The sequence below is a fragment of the Blautia sp. AF34-10 genome, assembly GCF_003477865.1.
Taxonomy (GTDB): Bacteria; Bacillota; Clostridia; order Lachnospirales; family Lachnospiraceae; genus Fusicatenibacter; species Fusicatenibacter saccharivorans.
The window spans coordinates 1-21,330 of record NZ_QUED01000022.1 but is presented as its reverse complement, the minus strand read 5'-3'; the positions used below and the strand labels follow the sequence as shown (position 1 = coordinate 21,330).

General features: G+C 46.3%; 24 protein-coding genes and 3 pseudogenes. 17 read left to right on the top strand and 10 right to left on the bottom strand.

The window, feature by feature from the left end; genetic code table 11:
- Positions 1-160: 160 nt before the first annotated feature.
- The 10 genes and pseudogenes from DWZ60_RS12895 (at position 161) to DWZ60_RS12855 (ending at position 7,650) form a co-directional block, all read left to right on the top strand.
- On the top strand, positions 161-544 hold the full coding sequence (locus DWZ60_RS12895; protein ID WP_002578893.1) for a GntR family transcriptional regulator: 384 nt from the start codon (positions 161-163) through the stop codon (positions 542-544).
- Entirely contained in the window at positions 537-1,397 is an 861-nt protein-coding gene (locus DWZ60_RS12890; protein ID WP_118267335.1) for an ABC transporter ATP-binding protein, read from the top strand. Before DWZ60_RS12895 ends, DWZ60_RS12890 begins: the two co-directional genes overlap by 8 nt.
- Positions 1,390-2,040, top strand: a complete 651-nt coding sequence (locus DWZ60_RS12885; RefSeq protein WP_119221775.1) for an ABC-2 transporter permease — start codon at positions 1,390-1,392, stop codon at positions 2,038-2,040. The genes DWZ60_RS12890 and DWZ60_RS12885 overlap by 8 nt, the downstream gene beginning before the upstream one ends.
- A 9-nt stretch (positions 2,041-2,049) precedes the next feature.
- The gene (locus tag DWZ60_RS18710) at positions 2,050-2,172 is read left to right on the top strand and encodes a hypothetical protein (protein ID WP_262348839.1); all 123 of its coding nucleotides are present in this window, start codon (positions 2,050-2,052) and stop codon (positions 2,170-2,172) included.
- A gap of 162 nt (positions 2,173-2,334) precedes the next feature.
- Positions 2,335-3,027: a response regulator transcription factor gene (locus tag DWZ60_RS12880; protein WP_055171127.1), complete on the top strand. Its 693-nt coding sequence runs from the start codon at positions 2,335-2,337 to the stop codon at positions 3,025-3,027.
- Positions 3,024-4,055 (top strand): sensor histidine kinase, encoded by a 1,032-nt coding sequence (locus DWZ60_RS12875; protein WP_119221773.1) that lies wholly within the window; start codon positions 3,024-3,026, stop codon positions 4,053-4,055. The genes DWZ60_RS12880 and DWZ60_RS12875 overlap by 4 nt, the downstream gene beginning before the upstream one ends.
- Before the next feature lie 176 nt (positions 4,056-4,231).
- Positions 4,232-4,896: pseudogene (locus DWZ60_RS12870) on the top strand (ABC transporter ATP-binding protein).
- 14 nt (positions 4,897-4,910) lie between these two features.
- Positions 4,911-6,941, top strand: coding sequence for an ABC transporter permease (locus tag DWZ60_RS12865; RefSeq protein ID WP_119221771.1), 2,031 nt, complete (start codon positions 4,911-4,913; stop codon positions 6,939-6,941).
- A gap of 144 nt (positions 6,942-7,085) precedes the next feature.
- Complete coding sequence (locus DWZ60_RS12860; protein ID WP_118203965.1) at positions 7,086-7,346, top strand: hypothetical protein; 261 nt, start codon at positions 7,086-7,088, stop codon at positions 7,344-7,346.
- Between the two features lie 46 nt (positions 7,347-7,392).
- Positions 7,393-7,650 (top strand): DUF3592 domain-containing protein, encoded by a 258-nt coding sequence (locus tag DWZ60_RS12855; protein ID WP_119221769.1) that lies wholly within the window; start codon positions 7,393-7,395, stop codon positions 7,648-7,650.
- 245 nt (positions 7,651-7,895) lie between these two features.
- Here the strand turns inward: DWZ60_RS12855 and DWZ60_RS12850 are convergent, their stop codons facing one another.
- On the bottom strand, positions 7,896-8,129 hold the full coding sequence (locus DWZ60_RS12850) for a hypothetical protein (protein WP_119221767.1): 234 nt from the start codon (positions 8,127-8,129) through the stop codon (positions 7,896-7,898).
- A 36-nt stretch (positions 8,130-8,165) separates the two neighbouring features.
- Here DWZ60_RS12850 and DWZ60_RS12845 point away from each other — a divergent pair, with 36 nt between their 5' ends.
- The 4 genes and pseudogenes from DWZ60_RS12845 (at position 8,166) to DWZ60_RS12825 (ending at position 12,022) form a co-directional block, all read left to right on the top strand.
- Positions 8,166-8,579: a sigma factor-like helix-turn-helix DNA-binding protein gene (locus tag DWZ60_RS12845; RefSeq protein WP_118626720.1), complete on the top strand. Its 414-nt coding sequence runs from the start codon at positions 8,166-8,168 to the stop codon at positions 8,577-8,579.
- A 551-nt stretch (positions 8,580-9,130) separates the two neighbouring features.
- Complete coding sequence (locus DWZ60_RS12835) at positions 9,131-9,361, top strand: helix-turn-helix domain-containing protein (RefSeq protein WP_002571063.1); 231 nt, start codon at positions 9,131-9,133, stop codon at positions 9,359-9,361.
- An 84-nt stretch (positions 9,362-9,445) separates the two neighbouring features.
- A pseudogene (locus DWZ60_RS12830) lies at positions 9,446-10,662 on the top strand (tyrosine-type recombinase/integrase).
- 148 nt (positions 10,663-10,810) lie between these two features.
- Positions 10,811-12,022: a tyrosine-type recombinase/integrase gene (locus tag DWZ60_RS12825; RefSeq protein ID WP_119221765.1), complete on the top strand. Its 1,212-nt coding sequence runs from the start codon at positions 10,811-10,813 to the stop codon at positions 12,020-12,022.
- A gap of 251 nt (positions 12,023-12,273) precedes the next feature.
- Here DWZ60_RS12825 and DWZ60_RS12820 read toward each other — a convergent pair whose 3' ends face one another.
- The 9 genes from DWZ60_RS12820 to DWZ60_RS12790 all read right to left on the bottom strand — a co-directional run bounded on the left by DWZ60_RS12820 (position 12,274) and on the right by DWZ60_RS12790 (position 18,539).
- Positions 12,274-13,446: a DUF4368 domain-containing protein gene (locus DWZ60_RS12820; protein WP_199664674.1), complete on the bottom strand. Its 1,173-nt coding sequence runs from the start codon at positions 13,444-13,446 to the stop codon at positions 12,274-12,276.
- On the bottom strand, positions 13,365-13,919 hold the full coding sequence (locus DWZ60_RS20230) for a recombinase family protein (RefSeq protein ID WP_330422329.1): 555 nt from the start codon (positions 13,917-13,919) through the stop codon (positions 13,365-13,367). Before DWZ60_RS20230 ends, DWZ60_RS12820 begins: the two co-directional genes overlap by 82 nt.
- 80 nt (positions 13,920-13,999) lie before the next feature.
- Entirely contained in the window at positions 14,000-14,302 is a 303-nt protein-coding gene (locus DWZ60_RS12815) for a hypothetical protein (protein WP_033121834.1), read from the bottom strand.
- 18 nt (positions 14,303-14,320) lie between these two features.
- On the bottom strand, positions 14,321-15,610 hold the full coding sequence (locus DWZ60_RS12810; protein WP_033121833.1) for a plasmid recombination protein: 1,290 nt from the start codon (positions 15,608-15,610) through the stop codon (positions 14,321-14,323).
- A gap of 346 nt (positions 15,611-15,956) precedes the next feature.
- A complete protein-coding gene (locus tag DWZ60_RS12805) occupies positions 15,957-16,172 on the bottom strand; it encodes a hypothetical protein (protein WP_055228675.1) in 216 nt (71 codons plus the stop codon).
- 400 nt (positions 16,173-16,572) lie between these two features.
- The gene (locus DWZ60_RS21265) at positions 16,573-16,851 is read right to left on the bottom strand and encodes a hypothetical protein (RefSeq protein ID WP_330422328.1); all 279 of its coding nucleotides are present in this window, start codon (positions 16,849-16,851) and stop codon (positions 16,573-16,575) included.
- Positions 16,848-17,081 carry a hypothetical protein gene (locus DWZ60_RS21260; RefSeq protein WP_330422327.1) on the bottom strand — a complete coding sequence of 78 codons (234 nt, stop codon included), beginning with the start codon at positions 17,079-17,081 and terminating at the stop codon, positions 16,848-16,850. The genes DWZ60_RS21265 and DWZ60_RS21260 overlap by 4 nt, the downstream gene beginning before the upstream one ends.
- Positions 17,075-17,944 carry a DUF5906 domain-containing protein gene (locus DWZ60_RS21255; RefSeq protein ID WP_330422326.1) on the bottom strand — a complete coding sequence of 290 codons (870 nt, stop codon included), beginning with the start codon at positions 17,942-17,944 and terminating at the stop codon, positions 17,075-17,077. Before DWZ60_RS21255 ends, DWZ60_RS21260 begins: the two co-directional genes overlap by 7 nt.
- Complete coding sequence (locus tag DWZ60_RS12790) at positions 17,919-18,539, bottom strand: CHC2 zinc finger domain-containing protein (protein ID WP_033121509.1); 621 nt, start codon at positions 18,537-18,539, stop codon at positions 17,919-17,921. Before DWZ60_RS12790 ends, DWZ60_RS21255 begins: the two co-directional genes overlap by 26 nt.
- Positions 18,540-18,761: 222 nt before the next feature.
- Between DWZ60_RS12790 and DWZ60_RS12785 the strand changes: the two genes are divergently transcribed.
- The 3 genes and pseudogenes from DWZ60_RS12785 to DWZ60_RS12775 all read left to right on the top strand — a co-directional run.
- Positions 18,762-19,868: a DUF6076 domain-containing protein gene (locus DWZ60_RS12785; RefSeq protein ID WP_033121508.1), complete on the top strand. Its 1,107-nt coding sequence runs from the start codon at positions 18,762-18,764 to the stop codon at positions 19,866-19,868.
- Between the two features lie 10 nt (positions 19,869-19,878).
- Positions 19,879-20,586 carry a hypothetical protein gene (locus DWZ60_RS12780; RefSeq protein WP_117800652.1) on the top strand — a complete coding sequence of 236 codons (708 nt, stop codon included), beginning with the start codon at positions 19,879-19,881 and terminating at the stop codon, positions 20,584-20,586.
- A 35-nt stretch (positions 20,587-20,621) separates the two neighbouring features.
- Positions 20,622-21,330 (top strand): annotated as a pseudogene (locus tag DWZ60_RS12775) (hypothetical protein); the annotation flags it as partial.

Genomic DNA, 21,330 nt, shown 5'->3' with positions numbered 1-21,330 from the left:
GATTATGCCGATTTTGAAATATAGAATACTTTCATTTGTGACCTTGATGGTCTATTTTGCTATTAAGAACTTTTCTTAAACTATGTTGCTTTTTGAAGTTCTGTATGTTATACTGTTATACACAACACCATAACAGCTAAAACACACGGAGGATGCAGTAATGAAACTAATTATTTCAAATGTATCTGGCGTCCCCATATATGAGCAGATTAAACAGCAGATCAAGGCGGCTATTTTATCTGGCGAGCTTCAAGCCGAAGAAACTTTGCCCTCCCTTAGAACACTTGCCAAAGACTTAAAGATCAGCGTCTTAACAGTGACAAAGGCATACACAGAATTAGAGCAAGAGGGCTTTGTCAAAAATGTGCAGGGGCGCGGATGTTTCGTAATGGGGTCTGGTTCAGAACTGATTAAGGAGCAGCTTATTTGCAAAGTAGAAAACAATCTCACTGAAGCAATAAAAGCTGCAAGAATGGCAAATCTATCCACAGAGGAATTACATCGCCTTTTGGACATTTTAACGGAGGTAAAAACAGATGACTAATTATTTAGAGGTAACAAATCTTTCAAAATCTTTTGATTCTTTTCAGCTTCACAATATCAGCTTTACTTTGCCAAAGGGATATATTATGGGCTTGATTGGCCCGAATGGTTCTGGCAAAACAACGACAATCAAACTGATTTTGAATATGCTCAAGCGCACCGGCGGCACAGTCAAAGTGATGGGGCTGGATAATATCACAGAAGAACAAAAAGTAAAATCAGAGCTGGGCGTTGTTTTCGATACAAATTATTTCAGTGATGATTGGAAAGTGTCGCAGGTTGAAAAATCCATTTCGGTATTTTATCCAAATTGGGACAGCCAGAAATTTGCGGATATGTTACGGAAATTTCACATTGCACCAACCAAAAAGGTAAAAGAACTTTCCAAAGGTATGCAGATGAAGTTAATGCTTGCCTGTGCGTTTTCATACGACGCCAAACTGCTGATCCTCGACGAGCCGACCAGTGGACTTGATCCGGTTTCCAGAGATGAACTTTTGAAAATTCTTTCAGAGTATATTGAAGATGGCGAACATAGTGTTTTGTTCTCCACCCATATCACAGGTGATTTGGAGCGTGCAGCCGATTATATTACCTACATCAGTTATGGCGAGCTGTACTTTACTGGCAGCAAAGATGATTTTGTAGATATGTTCCGCATTGTAAAAGGTGGAATTGAGGAACTGTCCGATGATCTGAAAAATAAGGCGGCTGGTATTCGTACATTCCCTACGGGATTTGAGGCACTGATGAAAACCGAAGATATTAGCGGTTTCCCTAACCTGACCATTGAGCCTGCCACCATTGATGAGATTGTAGTGTTTACAAGCAAGAAAGGTGACGATTATGAGTAATATTTTGAAATCCACAAAATTAGATGTTGCATTGGTAAAACCATATTTTAAGACAATTTGTTTCACCCTGCTTCTGCCGATTGTGTTTGCCGCAATCAATCGTTCTTTGCTGACAGGGGTATCATTTGCTATGTGCTTTATTGCCATGACTACGGGATATACCTTTTCCATCACAGAAAAAAACAGTATGGATCGTCTGTTTGGTATTTTACCTGTTCATAAAAGTGAGCTTGTGATCGGACGCTATGTTTTCGTCCTTGCAATGGGGCTTCTTTCCTTGATTATTTCTTTGATTGCACAGCCGCTTGTCTTGAAAATGCTGGGTGAAACAGTTGGCGTATTTGATATTGTAACTGCCGCTATTGCAGGAGTATTCTTATTTGCACTCTATACCGTGTTCCAGATTCCGGGATATTACAAGTACGGCTCAATCAAAGGACGGGTATTTATGTATATTCCAGTGGCCGGTTTTTTAGTGACTTTACTTCTTCTCTCTAAAATGCCAGCTATCGGGAACTCAATTATTTCAGTCGTTGAATCTTCTCCGATACTTCTCGTTTTCCTTGCGGTTTTTGCTATTGTCGTGATGTATGCGGTTTCAATCTTCTTGTCCATTCGGGTTATGAAGAAAAAGGAAATGTGAGGTGATTGTATGGATTTCACAATTTTGGCAGTTGTGCTTTTGATTGGTGTTGGCGTTCCTATCCGTAATAAACTCATACGGAAATATCGGGATAAAAAGAAACAAGAAGACAATAAGGATAAGCTGAAATAATATATAAACAGCACCAGGAGGAATATGAAAATATCTTCTTTGGTGCTGCTTTTTAATAGAGCTATAATTTGCTGATAGATTTTTTGAAAAAATCCGTCCGCTGTAACATTTCGCGGACATTTGCCTGTTATACTATCTGCAAAAAGCAAAGGAAGTGAGGATATGAAGCAGATTTTAATTGTCGAGGACGACAGTTTTTTGAATAAGATGTTGGCCTATAACCTGACCGCAGATGGCTACGGTGTGACTTCTGCCCTAAATGCCAGAACCGCAGCCGACGCTATCCGCCAGCGGGAATTTGATCTTGTGCTGCTGGACATTAACCTGCCAGATGGGAACGGTTTTGAGCTGTGCAAGCTGATCAAGCCCCAGCACCCGGACGCCATTGTAATTTTCCTGACTGCCAACGATCAGGAGAGCGACCAGATACGGGGCTATGAGGTGGGCGCGGTGGACTACATCACAAAGCCCTTTGTGATCGGGGCCTTGCAGCGGAAAATCAAAGCCATGTTCGCCATGCTGGAACACCACAAACCGGCCAAGGACATTTACGACGACGGGCGGTTGTTTCTGGACTTCTCGGAGCAGACGGCTTCCTTAAACGGCAAGCCCCTGACCCTATCCCCGATGGAGTACAAAATGCTGAACCTGTTCCGTAAAAATCCCCGGCAAGTGCTGACCCGTGGGCAGCTTTTGGAAAAGCTGTGGGATATAGACGAAAGGTTTGTGGACGAACACACCCTGACAACCTCCATCAGCCGGATTCGTAGCAAGATTGAAGCCGACGGCGGCGCGCCCTACATCAAGACCGTTTACGGCATGGGCTATCAATGGACGGGAGGCGAGGCAAAATGAAGTTTCAGAACCTCTCGGTAAAGCGGCTGTTTGGCCGGGTGGCAATAGGGCTTGTCCTCTCTATGTCCGGGATCACCATAGCCCTGTTTTTTGTGACAAAACAGACAGCGGTGCTGCTGACGGGCGGGGCGCTGCTGCTGTGCGCCCTTGTGGGGATTTTTGTACTGACGCAGGCGTTTGGAAAGCGGCTGTCGCAGTTTACCGCTGACTTGTGCCAGACCTTAGACCACATGATTGCCGGAAATGAAGCGCCCCAGCGCCCGGAGGACAGCGAAACCCAGCTTGCCAGAATCGGACACCGGCTGGCAAGGCTTTACCAGATCATGCAGGAGAATCGCCGCCGGGTGGACGAGGAACGGCAGGAGTTGCAGACCCTTGTATCGGATATTTCCCATCAGGTGAAAACGCCGGTAAGCAATCTGAAAATGGCGACGGACACGCTGCTGGAAAAGCCTATGACCGAGGCGGAGCGCACCGACTTTATCCGGGGAATCCGCAGCCAGACGGATAAGCTGGACTTTCTCTTTCAGGCTCTTGTGAAAACCTCCCGGCTGGAAACGGGCGTGATCCAGTTGGATAAGAAACCGGGCCGCCTCTTTGATACCGTGGCACAGGCCATGAGTGGGATCGTGTATGCAGCGGAGAAAAAGGAAATTGCCGTGTCCGTGGACTGCCCGGAGGATTTGACCGTTTCCCATGACAGCAAGTGGACATCGGAAGCCCTCTTTAACCTGCTGGACAATGCGGTGAAGTACACCCCGGCAGGCGGCAAAATCGCTGTGTCGGTGGTGCTGTGGGAAATGTATGTGGAGATCAAAGTGACCGACACTGGCAAGGGCATTTCCGAAAGCAATCAGGCCGCCATCTTCCGGCGCTTTTATCGTGAGGAAGAAGTACACGAACAGCAGGGCGTGGGCATTGGCCTGTATCTGGCCCGCGAGATCGTAACGCGGCAGGGCGGCTATATCAAAGTGGTTTCGGAGCCGGGCAAGGGTTCGGAATTTTCTATTATGCTGCCGACAAAATAGAACGCGGCGGACGGCCATTTCCGGCTGCCCGCCGTAAATTTTTTGAAATGTCCGAGCGTTGTAACATTTCACCCCGATTTTCAATGAAATTTTTTGTCCGCTGTAACATTTCGCGGACATTTGGGTTTTACAATAGCCTTATCAACAGGCAGAAAGCCTTGAAAGGAGTTTTGAGTATGAGCGTTTTGCAGACGATTGATCTGAAAAAGTATTACGGCACAGAGCCGAACATTACCCGCGCCCTTGACGGCGTGAACTTCTCCGTGGAGGACGGCGAATTTGTGGCCGTTGTGGGAACCTCCGGCAGCGGCAAGTCTACCCTGCTTCACATGATGGGAGGACTGGACACCCCCACCAGTGGAACCGTGATCGTCCGGGGCGAAGAACTGGCAAAGAAGAACGATGAACAGCTTACCATCTTCCGCCGCCGCAACATCGGCTTTATCTTCCAGAACTATAACCTTGTTCCCATCCTGAATGTGTATGAGAATATTGTACTGCCGGTGGAGCTGGACGGGGACACGGTGGATCAGAAGTTTTTGGACGAGATCGTTCACCTGCTGGGGCTGGAAGATAAACTGAAAAATATGCCGAACAATCTTTCTGGCGGACAGCAGCAGCGTGTGGCGATTGCCCGCGCCTGATTACCAAACCGGCTATCGTGCTGGCTGACGAGCCGACCGGCAACCTTGACAGCAAGACCAGTGCCGAGGTGCTGGGACTTATCAAGCGCACCAGTGCGGAGTTCCGGCAAACCGTAGTGATGATTACCCACAATGATGACATTGCCCGCCTTGCAGATTGGATTGTCCGCATTGAGGACGGCAAGATTGTGGAGTAAGGAGGTGGCAAGCTATGACATGGCCTTTTGAGAACGACACCAGTGCGATCACGAAAAAAATTGCTAAAAACGATATAGATAAAAACCGAGTTAAAAAAGTTTTCTCGCTTACTACGATAGTCTTTGCAACAGCACTACTCATGATGTTGGTTATGTTTGAAAGCGGATATGAAACTACAAAAGATAGAATGGCAGAAGGGCAACCACAAGTTGTTTTTTATGATCTTTCCCAGCAGCAAATCGAGTTGTTGTATTGGGAGGAAAATATCGAATCCATCAAAGTAACTGAAACAGAAAATGGATATGATGCTTCAATTACCATTGTTGATGCCACAAAAATGACGCAATATGGTTTTTCTTCTGCGGTCGATAATATATCTTCAAAATATGACATTCATCATGTAACAAGAAACGACTTATTCATGGATAGTTTGCCCAACGGAGGACTATTAAATCAGAAAAACATGGTTCTTATGGGGGTGGCAATCTTCATTATAATTGTGAGTGCTTTAGTAATTTACAATGTTTTCTATTTATCTGTTGTAAATCAGGTGCGGCAATTTGGGCAACTTCGTACTGTCGGAATGACACAGCAGCAAACAAAGAAAATCATGCGCTACGAAAGAAAATTTTTATGTAGAATTGGGGTTCCGATTGGTCTACTAATTGGTGGCCTTGCTGGATATTTGTTGCAACCTGATGGTTGGGATTGGATCGCTGCGGTAGTCTGGGGGATAATCATTAGTGTTATCATCAATTTCGTTGTAAAAGTATCGTTAAATAGACCTACAAAAATAGCCCTCAGCATTTCCCCGATCCTTTCCAGCAAATATATGATGGAACGCTTTGATTGTAAGGTTACTAACAAAGAAAAACGAAAATTATCTTCTTTGGGGCTGGCAATCATAAGCATAACATCACACTGGAAAAGCATTTTAGTTTCTGTGCTTTCTTTGGGCCTAAGCGGGCTTTTATTTGTCTTAGCTGCAACATATACCGCTTCCATTGATCCCGAATCTATTGTAAAAAAAGATGTCTACCAGTATGGACAATTTGTGATTGATACTACTGGTAAATACAGTGAGAAAGTTTCGGAAATTGAAAACTTCAAACAAAAGATAATGGAGCTTCCAAACATTAGCAATATAAAGCAAGTTGTTGAAACAGATATTAGTTGGGCAGGGAAAAATAGCACAGGCAAAGATCAACTTTCTATTATTACCGATAATGATTTTGCCTCTATTCAGCAATTCAGAGAATCAGGCGATTTGGATTATCAACAGCTTGTTCAATCTAACCAGATCGTTGCTGTAAATGGTGTAGAAGGTATTTCTAAAGGCGATACAGTAGAATTTACATTTGGGGATGGCACCCAAAAAACTTATACGGTGGGAGGCGTATTAGATGGTGATCTGTATTCAAATACAGCAATTTATGGCGGCTGGTTTTTAATGCCTGCTGAATTGATAACAGAAAATTCGGCTTCTTTTGATGTTTCTATCAGGTTGATCGTAAAGGCAAATGATACCGGATTGGAGCACACCATAATATCTTTAGAGAAATTAGTGGATATGTCAGATGGATTAACACTGACGACTATGCAGGAAGCGATTGCTTCAAAAGAAGCTACTATCAGGCAGGTAGGAATATCTATCATAGGAGTAACACTATTCTTGCTGCTTTTTAGTATCATCACTTTTGCAAACACAATTATTACAAATATGGCAACAAAAAAGCGAGAATACGCTATGCTTCAATCCATCGGTATGACTTGGAAACAAACAGGAAAAATGGCACTATGCGAAAGTTGTGTACTGGCTGTAGGGAGCCTGATACTTACTCTGATATTGGGAATTATTTTAGGGCAGATATTGATAAAAGGCTTGATAAGTGCAGGGATTTTCTATTTGTCATATACATTTCCATTAACATTGTTTACTGTATATTGCATTGTGGTAGTTCTGATTATTTTGACGATTACTATTTCCGCTTTTTACAGTTTACAAAAAACTCCGTTGGTTGAGAGATTACGGATTGTAGACTAATGAAGTAGACCCGACTAATATAAAAATGTCCGAGCATCGTAACATTTCACCCCGATTTTCATTGAAATTTCTTAGTCGCTGTAACATTTTGCGGACATTTGGGTTTTACAATACCCTTATCAACAAAGGCAAGGAGGCGACGCAATGGAATTGACTCCGACATTGATTTTGAATCTGGCGCTGCTGATCGTCCCGCCCGTTACCCTTGTGCTGGTGTTCTGGCAATGGCTGGCCCGGCACATCCGCTGGGTGGTTGCCTTGACTGCTCTCTGTGATGTTCTCCTGTTTTGGGATGAATTGTTCTACTATGAGAGCTTCGGCCTGTTCGCTGTGCTGATTCTGGTGCAGTTGGTGGCCACCGGCGCAGCAGCGTTCCGCTTTTACTACAAACAAAGAAAAGGTTGAACAGAAAATAGGTATCATCAATCAAAAATATCATTGGAGGTAACTTATGGAAAAAGAAACAATGGGAACTGTAATTTCAGTTACAAAACAATGGTGGTTAAAAGTGAATCGTAAACCTGTCCGCGCTCACGCTATGGATGGCGCAGCCTTTCCGCATACTATCAATGTCAAATATACGATAGACGGAAAAGATTACATCTGCCGAAAATGGATTGGCGCAGGAAACAAAGTCCCTGACAAGGGAACAACGATTAACGTTACCTATTGTGAAGATAAGCCATCGAAAGCAAGAATTGAACTCTAATTCAAATTGACTGACTAACATGGTATGTTTTGACCTTTGCGGCATGAAACATACCTACATATCAAAACATCTGCCTCCACAGCGGGGAAAAGAAAAAAACCGCTGACGGGCAGAGAATTTCGTGCGCTTTCCTGTATCACTGACGGATACGGCGGTTTTGAGTAGATCAAGGCCGCCGTTTCTTTTTGCTTCGAGGACTTTAGCATTGTGTAAGGCACGGCGGTACACAGGAGGATACCGCCATGTCAATTTTCGTCATTCGCAATAGCCATGAGCTGCATCAAGTAAAAAAAGCCTTGCTCCTCCTCCGGGAGAGTATGACTATCTATCAGTATTATCATTCCATCTAAATCAGCAGAATAATAGGTGTTTTTGCTACGCCAGTTTCCCATTGCGGGGAGCTGGCGCTTTTTGCTGTCGATTTTTCGGGAAAGCTCCCGAAGTATGTCGTTGCCGATCTCCGCCTCCTTTCGATTCACTCGACAATCGCCCGTGAATCGAAATGGAGGTATATAATGAAAAAAGTCAATCTTAGGGACTTATATCCCGATGTTTACAAAAATGATCACTTTGTAGAAGTAACAGAAGATGTGCTGGAGGCGATCCGTGCCACCGAGCGTGCAGAAGCTGCCTATGACCGGAGAATGTATCGCTATAAGGCGCATTACTCTCTGGACAGCGACAACGGCATTGAAAATGCGGTCCTGATGAAGCCCCAGACGCCGGAAATGTTCCTGGAGGAAAAACAGCTGCGGGAACAACTCTACACCGCAGTAATGGCTCTGCCGGAGAAACAGGCCAAGCGGATTTATGCCCGGTATTATCTGGGTATGAGAGTAGGAGAGATCGCCGCAGCAGAGGGTGTAGACCCAAGCCGTGTCCGGGACAGCATCCGGCGCGGTTTGAAACAGCTGGCAAAATATTTTTGATAAAATTTCGTTTGAAGCGCCTGTTTTTTGCTTTTTTTGTCAGAGTTAATAGAAGGACAAGTTTTTCCCCTTCAACAGCACTTTGACAATTTCATAGACAGCATAACAGGTACATAACCCGTGTACGAGCGAGTGTGGAACGCCGCGAAGATGGAGCAGCCAGGGAGGTGATGAACAACGCTGTTTCGGAGCGATCTACGATTTCACAAAACGGATGGTGGCAGATCCGGCGCGAGGACCGCACGGGGGCTTAAAGATACTTCCTCACGGCCTCCTAAAGACTTGGGGGGAACCCTGCGGCGCACGAGTAAAACGACGCTGCGGAGTTATGACAACCGCGCCAGCGGAGACCTGCTATGTTCCCAGCGTCAGGGTTGCGTGGCAAATGTGACGAGAATTGAATCATATTAAAATAGGAAGCGATTACTTTCTTTGTTGGTCGTTTTCTACTCAAAATCAGATACCATGCGCTGGCAGTTTCGGCTGCCAGCGTATTCATGTGATTTTGAAAGCACGATGATAACCTTGACAGATTGGAGGGAATATGGTCTATGGAAAAACTCATTACACGAAAAGAAGCGGCTGAAATCTTAGGAATCAGCATCGCAACGCTGGATGCCGCCCGTAACAACGGCTTGATCTCTTATGTGCAGTATGTTCAGAATGGCTGTGTGTATTTTACTGCGGCGGGTCTCCAGGAGTATATCGCAAAATGTACGCACAGGGCAAAGCCTGTTGAGAGAAGCACAACTTACCGTAAGCCTCGAAGCGGAAGATCGTGAGCCAGTCCGTATCCTTGATGGAATCAGAGATGTTTGATAAAACAAAGGTACAGCGCTGGAGATCTTTTTTAGGAGGTGGAGGAATTGGCAAATAGAAAAATAATGCTTCCTCAATATGGCACAGTTATGAAAAGAGGTGTCCTATATTATAGGACCAGAATCAAAGATGCGAATGGAAAGCTCGTAGCTCTCTACGCAAAAACACCTGAAGAACTATATAACAAAGAAACGCTTGCGTTGGAACAGATTGAGAATGCTACTTTTCATCGGAAAACGCCCACAGTTGCAGAGTATTGTGAAAAGTGGCTGCTGATGCAGTCGGTTCATGTACGAGCTACTACTTTGACGGATTACACCTCAAAGGTCAGGCGGCATATTATAGCGGAATTGGGAGATAAACGGATGGGCGAGGTTAGCTGGATGATATTCAGCTTGCCCTTGTTCCAGTTTCCAAGAAATCTACATCGGTTTATAAATCTGTGGTAATCCTTTACAAGTCTATCTTTCGCGCAGCGATGGAAAGCAGGATTATTGACCATAACCCAACGATTTATCTGACAACAAAAGGTGGCGGTGTTCCTCAAGAGGATCGTCAGGCTTTGACAGATGAACAGGTGGAGCGCCTTTTGGATGCTATCCGAGATTTGCCGCCTTATGTCTTTGTCATGATCGGTTTGTACGCGGGTCTACGCCGGGAAGAAATTCTTGCTCTGCAATGGGATTCAGTATATCTGGATACGGATACTCCATATCTGACGGTAAGGCGAGCATGGCATACAGAACACAACAGACCGGTGATCTCAGATGAATTGAAAACCAAGGCTGCGGGGAGAAATATCCCCCTCCCTGTTTGTTTGGCCGAGTGCTTGAAAGCAGCAAAGGAAACTTCGACTTCGGAATATGTAGTTTCAAACCGGGATGGCGAACCGTTGTCCTACACGCAGTTTAAGCGGCTGTGGCAGTATATTGTTACGAGGACGGTCAAGGAGCGGAGCTATTATCGGTATGAAGATGGAAAAAGAGTAAAGCATACTGTCACACCTGTCTTGGGAGAAAAGGCCGCTCATAACGGAAAAGTGGTTTACAGCCTGGACTTTGAGGTAACACCCCATCAGCTGCGGCATACTTACATCACCAACCTTATTCATGCGTCGGTAGATCCCAAAACGGTTCAATACTTGGCAGGCCATGAAAGCAGCAAGATTACCATGGACATTTATGCGAAGGTTAAGTACAACCGACCAGATGAGCTGGTCAGATCAATGAGCTGCGCGTTTGCAAGCTGGGACGCAGCACAGTAATAATAAAATAGGAAGTAAAGCAGGAGCGAGGCAAGGATGTCTCGCTCTTTGTTTTGCATCAGCCGTATCTTTGATTAAATCGAGGCTTTCTGATAAAAAGAGAGTGTAGATACGGAGACTACACATTATCAAGAAAGGACGATCAAAGATGGCAAAAAAGAAAGCACAGATCCCGAAGTATGGGACCATTACATTGAAAGGAATCCAGTATTACAGAACCAGGATTACGGATGCAGATGGCAAAGAGTTGAGTTTGTATGCCGCTACTTGTGAAGAATTGTATGAGAAGCAGTTAGAGGCCCGGAAGCAGGTGGAAGAGATTATCTTTCACCGGCAGCACCCGACAGTAGCCGAGTATGGCGAGAAGTGGCTGCTGATGCAGTCGGCAAAGGTGTCTGCGTCTACACTCAGAGGTTATACGAGGGATATGACAAACTATATCATCAAACCCCTGGGAGAGATGTATATGGAAGAAGTGACTGCTGACGATATTCGGCTGGCTCTTGTTCCATTGTCAAAGAAATCAGAAGGCTTATACAATAAGGTCAATATGCTGCTCAAGTGCATTTTTTATACGGCAGAGCGAAACCAAATTCTTGAACACAACCCCTGTGCAGGAATATCCGGTAAAGGCGGAAAACCGACAAAAAAGAAGGAGGCATTGACAGATCAGCAGGTAGCCGTGCTTCTGGATACAGTCAAGGGGCTTCCTCCATATTTGTTTATTATGCTCGGTTTGTATTCCGGTCTGCGTCGGGAAGAAATTCTTGCACTGCAATGGGATTGTGTATTTCTGGACGAGGATACACCTTATCTATCGGTAAGGCGGGCTTGGCGTACAGAGCATAACAGACCCGTGATTTCTACGGTGCTAAAAACTCCGGCAGCAAAAAGGGATATTCCGATACCGAAGTGTTTGGTGGATTGTCTGAGAGAAGCGAAAGAAAATTCCATATCAGATTATGTGATCGCTGACAGCAAAGGAGAGCCGCTGGCTGCTTCGCAGTTTCAAAGAGTGTGGCAGTATGTAGTTGTCCGCTCCACCAAGCCCCGAAACTATTATAAGTATGTAAATGGGGAGAGTATCAAATATACGGTTACTCCAACGCTGGGTATGACCCAGAAGAATCAACCCAAAATCAAATATACGCTGGACTTCGATGTGACACCCCATCAGCTACGGCACACTTACATCACCAATCTTCTCTATGCGGGCGTTGATCCAAAGACAGTACAATACCTTGCCGGACATGAAAACAGCAAAACAACTATGGACATTTATGCAAAAGTGAAGTACAATAAACCAGAGGAGTTGTTTGGGGTAGTAAATGGTGCGTTTCATCAGCCTGTCGCTGAATGAAAAAAGGCCGTTTTTTATGGTCCGCACACCGGATAACTGAGAGGCAGAAAGCCGGAAAAGCCCGGAATATCAAGGGAAAACAGCTCAAAAACTCGCGCAATACGGTCTCAAAGCAGCTCGTCGCGCTCCGCAGTTCAGCAAGCGATAATCGACTGCTCAGGCTATATCAAAATGGTTCAAAAAGCCCGGAAAATCAAGGATTAATAGTGACAAGTAACTATTTTGTCGCAGAGAACGGTGTGACCCGAAGGTCACGCCGTTTTTCTGTGTTCATAGGTTGTTTGCGTGATGATAGGCTCGGAAATAACGGGAATATCTACATCGTCCACGAAGTTGAAGAAAATCTTCACTTTCTGCTTGCGCTTGCCGCTGGATTTGTCCGGGGCATAGACGATGATTTTCTTGATATACTCGTTCACGATGGTCTGTGTCAGCTCCTCCACATCCACATATTTCTGTGTCAGGGCGATAAAGGCATCCAGACCGTCGTTCATTTCTTCCCGCTGTTCCACCCATTCTTCGATAACTTCAATTTCGAGCTTTAACCGTTCCTGCTCCGCTTCATAGTCCGCAGACATCTTTCTGTATCTGTCCTGATTGAGATTTCCAAGAACATAGTCCTCGTACAGCCGGGCGATGATGACATCCAGATCGGCAAGGCGTTTCTTTGCCTGTTCCAGCTTCTTTTTGTCATCCCGGATGCTGCGCTCCTGGTCAGTCCTGCGGCATTGCAGCCATTCCTCCTGAAAACCGTCCACATCGCTTCGGATATACTCATTGACTGCCCGGATGCGTTCCAGAACGATTTCACGAAGCACATCTTCCCGGATATAGTGGGCAGTACAAGTACCACGGTTGCTCTTGTAGTTGTTGCAGACGTAGTGATCCTGCTTGCCCTCAAAGCTTTTGCTTGTGGCAAAGTGGAGCTTGCCGCCGCAATCGGCACAAAACAGAAGCCCGGAGAACAATCCCTGCCGTTCCGCTTTTGCGGGGCGGCGTTTGTTTTTCCTCAGTTCCTGCACCCTGTCAAACTGTGCCTGAGATACAATCGCTTCCTGTGTGTCCGGCAGATAAAACATATTCTCCGGCTCATTGGGAATCCGCTTTTTCAGCTTGTAGGACTTGGAATAAGTCTTGAAGTTGCAGGTACAGCCTGTGTACTCCTGCCGTTCCAAAATCCCTGCAATGGACTGGTTGCCCCAGTGGTACGGTCTTTCCGGCATCGGCTTTTTCTTTCGCTTGGCATAGAGTGCCTTTGCGGTCATAATCTGCTTTTCTTCCAGAATCCTTGCAATCTGCTCCGGGCCTTTGCCGTCAATGCAAAGGTCGAAGATGAGCTTGACTACCGGAGCCGCTTCTTCATCCAGAATCCAGTGATCCTTGTCCTCCGGGTCACAGCGGTATCCGTAGGGCGGTTTGCCCATGTGCTTCCCACTGGTTCCTCTCTGCCGCAAACTGACACGGACTTTCTTGCTGGTATCACGGGGATACCACTCGTTGAACAGATTACGGATTGCGGCGAAGCCTCGCTGTCTCCCCGGTTGCTGTCTACGCCATCATTTATAGCGATAAAGCGGACATCATAACTCGGAAAGATAATATCCGTATATTGTCCAACAGTCAGATAGTCACGACCAAAGCGGCTGAGGTCTTTGACCAGCCAGCAGCCCACAAGCCCCTGCTTGACAAGCTCAAAGCCTTCCTGCACACCGGGACGATTGAAGTTCGTCCCCGTATAACCGTCATCCACCAGAATTTTCAGGTTTGTATACCCGTGGTCACGGGCATATCGGGTTAAATACTCTCTCTGATTTGCGATACTGTTACTCTCGCCTTCCTGGGCATCCTCGTTGCTCAGACGGCAATAGAGAATGGTAATTTTCTGCTGATCCAACATAATATCCTCCTTCGGTGGTTGGTCAGCCGACAGTACCGTTGTGCATATTGGAATTATATCATGCTTTTGTGTCGCAGTCATTAACAAATCACCCCCTTGTCAGAAAAAATGAGCCGTTTTACCTTGTCGGTAAGTGGCTCATTTCCATCACACTCCGTTTCAATCACATACCATGTGTTTCCGATCTTGCACTCAATGGTTTTGCAGAAAGAGGACTGTGCCGCTTCCCAACGCTTGCGGCATTCTTCCAGAAAATCAATAGGCGGCTCAAAAATCGGATCGAAGCAGGAGCAAATATCAATATAGCCGATGGCATCGTTGATTTCTTCCATCGGGGCATCTTCCATAATCATCTTGTTAATTTCATCTACGGTTTTCTTCATAGGCAAATAGTTCCTTTCTTAAATTTCCATGTCCTGTCCACGATTGCGGGCAGGGTGTTTGTGTTCATACAGTTCCTTTCCCCTGGCGAGGATGGCATTGATAAAAGCCCAGACCTTTTCAGATGCAATCTCAATCGCATCCAGGAAAGGCTGGGCTTTTTGTTTCAGCTCCTCATAGTCTTTGTTCAGTTTTTCAAAACGGTCTTTCCATATCTTTGCGTTTTTATCTGCCTGCTCGAATTTCTGCTTGTATTTCAGCTTCTCAGACTTTTCCGCAAAGCTGCTGACCGCATAATCCTTTAGCGTGCGGCACTCATCCGCCGTCATGGTAACATTTCCCGTAATGGGATTTTTCTTGCCCATCGACTCAATCTCATGTGCAGTCATAGCAACAGACTTAGCAGCCTGAGTTTCCTTTTTCAGAGCTTCCAGTTTCTTTTTCTGCTTCTCCGTGGCAGCTTTGGCATCCGCTAAGCTCTGCTCGGCCTGTGCCACCTGTCCGGTCACAGCTTCCAAACGCTGCTGTTCGGCCTGTACCTTGAACTGTGTCACCGTCAGATGTTCTTCGGTGCTGCCACATTCTCCACGCTCTACATCGGTATAACCAGCGTTTCGCATGAAATTGAAAAAGTCATCCTGCAGCACACTGTAGGACGACTTCAAAATCTTTTTCCCTTTTGCGTTCAACATAGGATTTCCGTTTTCATCAAGAACGGGTTTGGATTCCCACTTCTTACTGCGGCTGACCTGTGTGATCGTTTCCTTTACCGTTCCCCGGAGGGATTCATCCTTGCATCGCTTCGACCACAGGATTTGTTTCTCCACCACCGGGATATAAACCACATGAAGGTGATAGTGGTACACATCCTCACCCAGAGCTTCCGACATTGCCCGGTTGCGCTCGTCGGCATGCATTACAGCGGAGAGGATATACTGCTCACCGCCCACGATCTCCACGGCGGCTTTATAGGCATCGGCATAAAACTGTTTTGCAAACTCATAGCCGCCGTGGTTGTAGAAATAAGCGGAGTTCACATCGAAAACCAACTCGCCATATTTGACGGCATCCGGTTTCAGCCCTCTGGTGGAGATGATCTTGTCCTGCTCCATCTGCTCAAACATTTTTACATAATCGTCAGTGGGAGACTTGAAGTGAACATTCAGCGCAGTACGTTCCGGCACGATGTCCACATTGGAATAACGGTCTTTTTCACGCTCATTGTGTTCCTGTACTTTTGTCACATCATCCGGAGTTTCCAAGTCCTGATTTCTGGCTAAGGTACGATCAATTCCATCATTTCTTGCCATAGATTTTTGTCCTTTCTTTAAGATTTGCAGACAGCGGAGGGCTGAGGAACGGCACTTTTTCAAAGTGTAATAACCCACTATTACACTTTCATCCATGCTGGCTACAAAGTGCCGTGGGCTCTCCGAGGGCTCTCCCGAGGGGGAATGCGGTCACTGCGGTGACCTCTGCTGACCAAGGCAAAATGTCTGCGCCTTTTACCTTGGTCAGCCCGTCTGCATGAAGCTGTTCTGCGGAACATTTCTTGCAGACGATGGCAGCGAAAACCGTATCTTTCACTGCCTGTCCATGGGCAGCACTGCGGTGCGCCTATGGGGACGGGAGATGCGGAGGGCTGTTGCCGGGGTATCACTTCTCCCGTCTTTTCTGCCATACGATGTCGTAACCAAGCACAGCGGCAAGCTCCAATACTTCCTTGTATCGTATACTTTCCCGCTGTAATTTTGCGGACAGGTTGGAAACGCTGTCGCTCCATCCGTACTCGTCCGAGAGCAGGTCAACAACTTCCTGCATGGTCATCCCGGCACGGATGATCTGTGCCTTTATTTCGTTGCGTATATTCATATTGATAAAATCCTCCATAATTCAGTTCATGTGTCGGTGCAACCTCTGCGCTCCAAGGTGGAGTGGATGCACCGAACAGTGAAAAATCTGCAATCTCCGAAATCCGTTCAGAATTTCGCTTGTGATGTCCTGTCCATATATGACCATATCCCACTTTGCCGTTTTGTGTGGTTTGGTCTGGAACAGTGAAAACACCCATTGTTCCGTGAACAGGGTACACGGTTCAGAGAAGCACGATTTCGTGAAATAGTTTCGTCCTGCGGTCAAAAACTTTGCTGTTTCCATTACCATTGATTTTTAATGCCCGAAAACAGGTCAGCTTTGAAAGCTGCTGTTTCCTATAACGGAAGAAAACAGGGGTAAATGCTGCGTACATACGTACAGAGCATGACTGGCAAAATCAATCCCGCCAGTCCTCCGGTACGTACGTACACGGCGAAACATCGTAAAATCCATTTATATGAGGTCTTGCCACAGCTTCCACGCCCATAAAGCCCCACACCCGCCGTCCGGCAGAGTTGGTGATGTTGTTGCAATGCTCCAGATTGAATCTCCCGGCATTGGCAATCATGGCATCGCTGAAGCTACGGGCTTTCAGCGGTGCAAGGGAGTTTTCCTCACACCACATCCGGTAGATTTCATAGAAATCCTTAGAGCTGATGGAAGCATCCGCTTTCAATCGGATGTATCCCTCCGACTCCATGAAATCAAAGATATTGTTGTTGTCACGCTTGACCGCTTCCCGGTTTTTCTGGATACGGTCACTCTCCGTAACTTAAAGTTGTTGGCAACAAGCCGCTGTAAGCCTTCAAATGCCCACAGGAAGATACCCTCGGCTTCAGCTTTCATCTTCTCTGCAAGGTCAGGATCATCGGCTCTGTCCATGGGCTTTTCTTTGGTGGTCAGCACAAGCTGTCTGCGGTAAAAACCATCGCTGCGATCATATAGGCTTGCAGATCACCATTGCTGAATGCCAGCAACCGGGCAAACATCCAGCCCTGATAACTCTGCTTGCCCTTGCGTTCCAAGTCCATTTTGCCCTGTGCAGTCACGATGGATTTTACATAGTTGGTCTGACGCAGAGCTTCCATCCGCATATCATCATCCACGCACAGCAGGATGTGTTCCAGATCGGCACGGGCAAAACGGTTTTCAGAAATCTTCCCGATGCTGCCGTCTTTCATATTCGTGCCGAAGATGGTGGACAGCACCGCACCGATTTGAGATTTACCCTCGCCACCGTTGCCTTTAATCACCATCATGCGCTGCCCCTTGTTGGAGGGAATCAGGCAATAGCCGATAAACTCCTGCAAAGTTGGAATGTCCTCGGCGTAAAGCAACCCATCCAGAAAGTTCAGCCAGATCACCGGTGCAGGAGCATCGGGATTATAGCCGACAGGCAGACGGCTTCGCACGATAGCCGGTCTGCCTTCGGTGAAAGTGCCGTTCAAGAGCAGCGTACCGTTGGCAACATGGATGCGATCCTGCTCCGGAGGGAAGTCAGACACCTGCGCTTCCAGTTTCAGCACTTCCAGAATGTTGGTGATCTTCCGTGGGATGTTGTTCACGGCACAAAATTTCAGCTTGTCGTAAATCTCCCCACGCAGAGGAAGGTCATCCGTCACTCGACCATCGGGCGTGAAAAAAGCTCCGTTTGCGAAGATGATTCTGCGCTCATGCAGAAATTCTTCACAAAACAGAGCTTCGTTGATGTTCTGCCCGTCAAACCAGACAGGAAAATTCATATTAGGCGTTTTCCGGTTCTTCGCCACGGTGCGCCACCTCCTTTTTCTTTCGTGCGGTATACTCTTGCAGAAAAGCAATTTTGTCGTCCTGCATCAGCTTGTCCACCAATGCCACCCGTTCTTCCAGATCACCCACCGTCAGCACATCTGCCATATATTCGATATAGCAGTGCATCTGGCAGGCTTCCACAAAACGGTCATCCAGAGCATCTTCCGGTGTCTTGGGTGCGTATCGTATTTTCCAATCTTCCAGCAGATGCAGATAATCCGTCAGCACCCGGAAACACAGCATTTCATTCTCCCGGAACTGACGGATATAGGGACGCTTTGGCTTGACCATAGCTGCGGCAGTGGGCGGTTTCGGGTCAAGCCCGAAGTCCGCAGCCAGCTTTTGCGCTGCTTCATAACTGCTCAGATCGAACAGTCTTGCCACAAGGTCGATTACATCCCCCTTGGCTCCGCAGCCGAAGCAGAAGAAATAATCCTCGTTCAGCTTCAAGCTCGGATGCCTGTCGTTGTGGAACGGGCAGCAAGCCATACCATTGCGGTTGACATTCAGCCCGTAGTGTTTTGCGGCTTGCTTTACGCTGATTGCCGCCTTGATGATTTCATAGATTGTCATAGAAAAACCTCCGTTCATAGTATTTAGAAAGCACGAAACACCCGCCGTGATTGGCAGGGGTTTGGCTCCTTCTACTATGGTTATGCCGGATTTTTCAAAAAACAGGCTAATCGGAGGACAACCCCGTTTCAAAAAACAGGACAACTTATGGATAGATGTAGATTTCTTTACATTAGCATGATAGAATTAAGAAAATGAAAAAACAGGACAGGAGGGGCAAGCATGAACCAAGAACTGATGACATTGGATTTTTGGCAGGATACGGTCATATATGAGGGAAAAACACTTCCTGTCGGCGCTCTTGCCTGTGATGCGCTGAATGTCCCTGCGGATACCATCGCAAAGATGAACGAGCAATGCGAGAAAATCAATCTGCTGCTTGGAATATTAAACGCCGGACAGGATGCTTCTGCACTCTGTCCTATTGCAACGGAAGCTGCTCTGACGATGCTTGATATTCTCAGTCAAACACCGCCGTTCTCCTATATGAATATCTCAAAGCACAGAGAACGGATTGAAAAAGTCTTTACTGTGGACAATGCGCTGAAATATGTGGAGTTTGCCATAAAAGCCGCAACCAATTCTTTGCAATTTGAAGAAATCCAGAACTTTGCCGATGCGATGATGCTCCAACGCTATACCGCAGTTTTCGGGCATCTGGCATACTCCCTTGGGGAATACCAAACGGCCATGCTTGATTTTGCAGAAAAATCAGACGGCAATGAAGCAGAACGCACCGCAGAGGGTTTTGCAAAAATGTTCGGCGACTATTTTCCGCCGGAGTTCTCTATCACGGAGGGCAATGCCTGGATGTCTACTTTGAATAATTCCGTTCAGTATATATCGGTCATCCGTCCCGGCGAAAAAGTTGCGAAGCTGGTCAAGCGGATGCACTATGTATCCTTTGTAGGGATGTTCCGGTCTGATCTTTTTGAGGGCTTATGTGTTGGTCATGCCCCGAAAAAATGCAAAATCTGCGGCAAGTGGTTCCTCACCACCAACGCAAGGCACACCAAATACTGCGGCGGCTATGCACCGGGGGACAAGCTGCACCGCACTTGCCGACAGATCGGCAACCTGAAAGGCAGAGAACAACGGGAGCTTGCGGACGATCATCCGGTGAAACAGATTTATGAGAAACGGCTGAACACCATAAACCGCTATGTGAAGCGTGGTACTCTGGACGCTGATCTTGCAGAGGTTATGAAAAAGCTGGCAAAGGATAAAATGCTTCGAGCGCTGAGCAATGTCGCTTATGCCAAAGGTGATTACGAAAAAGAGATGGGACAGGCTGCTTTGAAGAAAGAAGCAAAATTACGGACGAAATGAGGAATATGTAATGGCACAGAAATATGATTTAACTGATATTGGGAATGCGCTTAGCCGGGTTATGGACAATCCTATGACCAAAATAATCCGTTCTGGCTCTATTGGTGTGTTGGGCGTAGTAAACCCAGTTGCGGGAATTGTAGGCGGAATAGGAAATGATCTTCTATCTGAATACAATACCTTCAAACTCGGCCATCTACTGAACGGTCTTGCATCTGGCTTTAATCTCGAAAGAAGATTGAACGAGCTTTACAACTATGTAAACTCCAGCCCGGAAAAGGCTATTATCGTAGCCAATCTGTTCAAACAAACCGTAAATGCAGAATGCCCAAAGGTTTGCGTTATTTATGGTCTAATTCTTGCAAACCATTTAGAAACACTTACAGAATTCACGCACGAAGAATTGATTGTCTGTAAAGCTTTGGAAAACGCTACGGATTATGATCTGAAGAATTTCAAAGAAATAATGGAGAACTATCTTAAGCCAACATCAAATGGAAGAAGAATTGTATTTCCAAAAGACTTTGCAGATATTGCTGCTTTCACCACCACATGCGATTGGTGTGTATATTATAGAATCTTTGTTTCTCGCACAGCAGAGTGGGGTGAAATGGAAGAAGGCATTTTGGATATGAGCACGTACTATTACGAGGCAAATCCTGCATCTGTTCTTCTGGATAATATAAATGCTGCAAGACAAACTTGGAATTATGGTTAATTATTCCCGCTGATTACTTAGAAGGGAGGTGCGCTATGCTAAATGATTTTTCGTGGAACATGACCGGATACATACCGAAGCACCAAGTTAATCCACACGGTGACGGCATCATCCCCTATGTGGCAGAGCGCATCTTCCAACTGGAACCGGAACCGCCAGCGGTGGACAGTCTGAATGAATATATCCTGTCTGCTTTGCGGGAAAAGAATTTGCTATATTTTTCGTTCTTTCTGCACCACTACGAAACGCAGCTCAACAAGCGCATCAAAGGCTTTCTCAGTGTGGACGGCGGCAATCTGTACGACACAGACCGATTTATCGATATAAAGATCTCCTGCCGGGAGCAAATGCTCCAAAAGCTGATGGACTATGATCCTGCCAAGGGTGCGGAGTATGCTACATACATCTATCCGTTCATCTGGGATTCTATGCTCCGTTTCCGCATGGGCGAAGAAAAATGGTCGGTATCCTCTCTGACCAATTACAAAATGGTGCGATCAATGGCGTGGCTGTACCATAACACCAAAGATGCGGTCAACCAGTTTTCCAACATCATGTCGGAATGGTACGCAAAGGACATCAGCAAGAAAGTGAAAACGGGCATTAAGACCAAAGGCATGAGTGGAAAGCCGATAGTCACCGAAGCCCCTTACGGCTATGTCAAAGACCCGGACAACAAGGATTTTTGGATAATCGACGAGGAAGCCGCCGAGGTTGTCCGTTTGATTTTCCGTCTGTTTATCG